We start from the raw sequence: 4,130 nt of genomic DNA, 5'->3' as shown, positions 1-4,130 counted from the left end.
CGGCATCTCCACGGTCGCCGTGTACTCCGACGCGGACGCGGGCGCCCCGCACGTGCGGGAGGCCGACGCCGCGGTGCACCTGCCCGGCACCGCCCCCGCCGACACCTACCTGCGCACGGACCTGCTGATCGCCGCGGCACTGGGGGCCGGCGCGGACGCGGTCCACCCGGGATACGGCTTCCTGTCGGAGAACGCGGCGTTCGCCCGCGCGGTGCTCGACGCCGGGCTGGCCTGGGTCGGCCCGCCGCCGGAGGCCGTCGAGCAGATGGGCTCCAAGATCGAGTCCAAGCGCCTGATGGCCGGCGCCGGGGTGCCGGTGCTGCCCGAGCTGGACCCGTCGTCGATCACGCGGGACGACCTGCCGGTGCTCGTGAAGGCGTCGGCGGGCGGTGGTGGCCGGGGCATGCGGGTGGTCCGGACGCTCGACGAGCTGGTGTCCCAGGTGGACGGTGCGCGGGCCGAGGCGGCGTCCGCGTTCGGCGACGACACGGTGTTCTGCGAGCCCTACCTCGCCACCGGCCGGCACATCGAGGTGCAGGTGATGTGCGACGCGCACGGCACCGTGTGGACGGTCGGCGAGCGGGAGTGCTCGATCCAGCGCCGGCACCAGAAGATCGTCGAGGAGTCGCCGTCGCCGCTGGTGGAGCGGGTCCCGGGGATGCGCGCGGAGCTGTTCGCGGCGGCCCGCGACGCCGCCAAGGCCATCGGGTACGTCGGCGCCGGGACGGTCGAGTTCCTCGCCGACGACGCCGGCCGGTTCTACTTCCTGGAGATGAACACCCGGCTGCAGGTCGAGCACCCGGTCACCGAGTGCGTCACCGGCCTGGACCTGGTGGAGCTGCAGCTGAGCGTCGCGGAAGGACGGTCGCTGCCCGCCGAGCCGCCGGAGCCGCGCGGGCACGCGATCGAGGTCCGGCTCTACGCGGAGGACCCGGCCGCGGGCTGGCGCCCGGCGAGCGGCACCCTGCACCGGTTCGACGTCCCGGGTGTGGCCGCCGAGTTCTCCGTGCTGGACAAGGGGATCCGGCTCGACTCGGGGGTGGTGGGCGGCGACGTCGTCAGCCCGCACTACGACCCGATGCTGGCCAAGGTCATCTCGCTGGCGCCGACCCGGGACGTGGCCGCCCGCGCGCTGGCCGCCGCGCTCACCCGCGCCCGGATCCACGGCGTCACCACCAACCGCGACCTCCTCGTACGCGTCCTCACCCATCCGGCATTCCTCGCGGGTGACACGGACACCGCGTTCTTCGACCGGCACGGCCTGGCCGCGCTCGCCGCGCCGCTCGCGTCCGAGGAGACCGTGCGGCTGTCCGCGCTGGCGGCGGCGCTGGCCGAGGCCGCCACGAACCGGGCGGACGCGCGGGTGCTCGGCCGGATCCCCAGCGGCTGGCGCAACGTCGTGGCCCAGCCGCAACGCAAGCGCTTCACCGCCGGCGAGACCGAGCACGAGGTCCGCTACCGGCTCGCCCGTTCCGGGCTGGTCGCCGAGGGTCTCGACGGCGTGCGGCTGGTCGAGGCGACGCCGCACGCCGTGGTGCTCGACGTGGGTGGGCTGCGCCGCCGGTTCGACGTGGCCGCCCACCCTGGGTTGTCCTGTGTGGACTCTCCACTCGGCTCGGTGGCGCTCGTGCCGGTGGAGCGGTTCGCCGACCCGGCCACCCAGGTCGCGGCCGGCTCGCTGCTGGCGCCCATGCCGGGCACCGTCGTGCGGGTGGCCGCGGCCGTCGGCGACCGGGTGACGAGCGGGCAGCCGTTGCTGTGGCTGGAAGCCATGAAGATGCAGCACCAGATCAACGCCCCGGCCGACGGCGTCGTCACCGAGCTGGGTGTCGGCGCGGGAGACCAGGTCGGGGTCGGCCGGGTACTGGCCGTTGTGAGCCCAGAGGAGGAGCGATGAACGCGTTCACCGAGTCCGAGGAACGTCAGGCACTGCGGGCGGCGGTCGCCGACCTGGGCAAGCGCTACGGCGGCGAGTGGTTCCTCAAGAAGGCCCGCGGCGGGGAGAAGACCGCCGAGCTGTGGGAGGAGGCCGGCAAGCTCGGCTACCTCGGCGTGAACGTGCCGGAGGAGTTCGGCGGCGGGGGCGGCAACATCGGCGACCTGGCCGCGGTGGCCGAGGAGCTGGCCGCCGCGGGCTGCGGGCTGCTGCTGATGGTGGTCTCACCGGCCATCTGCGCCACGATCATCAGCCGGTACGGCACCGACGAGCAGAAGCAGACCTGGCTCCCGCGCTTCGCCGACGGCTCGCTGCGGATGGCGTTCGCGATCACCGAGCCGGACGCGGGCTCCAACGCGCACAAGCTCACCACCACCGCCCGCCGCGACGGCGACCACTGGGTCCTCAGTGGACGGAAGGTGTTCATCTCCGGGGTGGACGAGGCCGCCGCGGTGATGGTGGTCGGGCGCACCGGGGACGCGCGGACCGGCCGGCTCAAGCCGGCGTTGTTCATCGTGCCGACCGACGCGCCGGGCTTCGAGGCGAAGCCGATCGAGATGGACATCATCTCGCCGGACAAGCAGTTCATGCTGTTCCTCGACGATGTCCGGCTGCCCGCCGACGCGCTGGTCGGCTCGCAGGACGCGGCGCTGATGCAGCTGTTCGCCGGGCTCAACCCCGAGCGGATCATGGCCGCGTCGTTCGCGATCGGCATGGGCCGGTACGCGCTGGACAAGGCGGTCGAGTACACGAAGACGCGGCAGGTGTGGAGCACGCCGATCGGCGCGCACCAGGGGGTCGCGCACCCGCTGGCGGAGGCCAAGATCGCGCTGGAGCTCGCGAAGGTGATGACCCAGAAGGCCGCCGCGCTCTACGACGCGGGCGACGACATGGGGGCCGGCGAGTCGGCGAACATGGCCAAGTACGCGGCCGCGGAGGCGTCGATCAAGGCGGTGGACACCGCGGTCCAGGTGCACGGGGGCAACGGGCTCACCGCCGAGTACGGCCTCGGCGCGCTGGTCGCGGCCGCGCGGGTGAACCGGATCGCGCCGGTGAGCCGCGAGATGATCCTCAACTTCGTCGCCCAGAACACGCTGGGCCTGCCCAAGTCGTACTGATCATGACCGAGGTGGTGCGGGAGCCGCGGCAGGACCGCAGCCGGGCGACCCGGCGGCGGCTCCTCGAGGCGGCGATCGAGTGCCTGGCCGAGCTCGGCTGGTCGGGCAGCACGGTGGCGGTGGTGGCCGAGCGGGCCGGCGTGTCCCGCGGTGCCGCCCAGCACCACTTCCCGACCCGCGAGGACCTGGTGACCTCCGCGGTCGAGTTCGTGTCGCAGGAGCGGCTGGCGCTGCTGCGGTCGCACGCGCGGAACCTGCCGCGCGGGCCGGGCCGCACCCAGGCCGTGGTCGACATGGTGGAGCACATGTACACCGGGACGGTGTTCCGCGCGGCCATCCACCTGTGGGTGGCCGCGTCCTCGGACGAGCGGCTGCGCGAGCGGGTGGTCGGCCTGGAGGCCCACGTCGGCCGGGAGACCCACCGGGTGGCGCTGGAGCTGCTGGGCGTGGACGAGTCGGTGCCCGGCGTCCGCGAGGCGGTGCAGGCGACCCTGGACATGGCCCGCGGACTGGGCCTGGCCAACCTGCTGACCGACGACAGCCGGCGCCGGGCCCGGGTACTGCGCCAGTGGGCCGCGATGCTGGACGCGGCGGTGGTGGACGCGCGGTGTTGAGTCGGTCGTTGCCTCGCTCGCCGCCTGTGCGGCGCGGATCGTCATGCCGCCGATGCGTGCCCACGTCCGCCACGCTCACCGCGCTCGCCTCCGTACTCCCCGGCGACTCGTGCGGCGGCTCGGGCCCGCCGCCGCTCCCGAAGGGAGTCGGAGACCAGCCACCAGACGGCCCATAACAGGAAGGTGAGGAAGGGCGACGAGGCCAGCAGGACCACCCACGGTTTGTCCACGACTCACCGCCGTTCCGCGCTATCGGTGTCGCCGACCAGCCGTGTGTACGGGATGCCGTCGCCGTACTTGGCCAGCACCTTGCAGACCACCCGGATACGTCCGGGCCGTATCGGGTCGATGCCGTTGACGGCGTTGCGCATGGTGCCCTCGGCGAAGGTGTCCTCGCCCAGGGCACTGCATTCCGCGGCGAGTCGCCGCACCGTCCAGTTGTGCTCCTCGAGCCACGCCCGG

4 protein-coding genes are annotated in these 4,130 nt (G+C 73.6%); 3 read left to right on the top strand and 1 reads right to left on the bottom strand.

The window, feature by feature from the left end:
* The 3 genes from VGD70_RS11915 to VGD70_RS11905 all read left to right on the top strand — a co-directional run.
* Positions 1–1,897 (top strand): biotin carboxylase N-terminal domain-containing protein (locus VGD70_RS11915; protein ID WP_331081052.1); only part of this gene is annotated, 1,897 nt, incomplete at its 5' end.
* Entirely contained in the window at positions 1,894–3,054 is a 1,161-nt protein-coding gene (locus VGD70_RS11910; RefSeq protein WP_331081050.1) for an acyl-CoA dehydrogenase, read from the top strand. The genes VGD70_RS11915 and VGD70_RS11910, both read left to right, overlap by 4 nt.
* An 11-nt stretch (positions 3,055–3,065) precedes the next feature.
* Entirely contained in the window at positions 3,066–3,668 is a 603-nt protein-coding gene (locus tag VGD70_RS11905) for a TetR/AcrR family transcriptional regulator (RefSeq protein ID WP_331081054.1), read from the top strand.
* Positions 3,669–3,901: 233 nt separating this feature from the next.
* Here the strand turns inward: VGD70_RS11905 and VGD70_RS11900 are convergent.
* Positions 3,902–4,130: hypothetical protein (locus VGD70_RS11900; RefSeq protein WP_331081048.1), on the bottom strand; the 229-nt coding region annotated here is incomplete at its 5' end.

Origin of the sequence: Actinophytocola sp. (genome assembly GCF_036402745.1) — a bacterium.
Classification (GTDB): domain Bacteria; phylum Actinomycetota; class Actinomycetes; order Mycobacteriales; family Pseudonocardiaceae; genus Actinophytocola.
The sequence above is the reverse complement of the archived record's forward strand: the minus strand, read 5'-3'. Positions and strand labels throughout refer to the sequence as shown.

Bases quoted from the DNA above. Each gene is read 5' to 3' on its own strand.
- VGD70_RS11910 (WP_331081050.1), top strand. From the start codon at position 1,894: ATGAACGCGTTCACCGAGTCCGAGGAACGTCAGGCACTGCGGGCGGCG.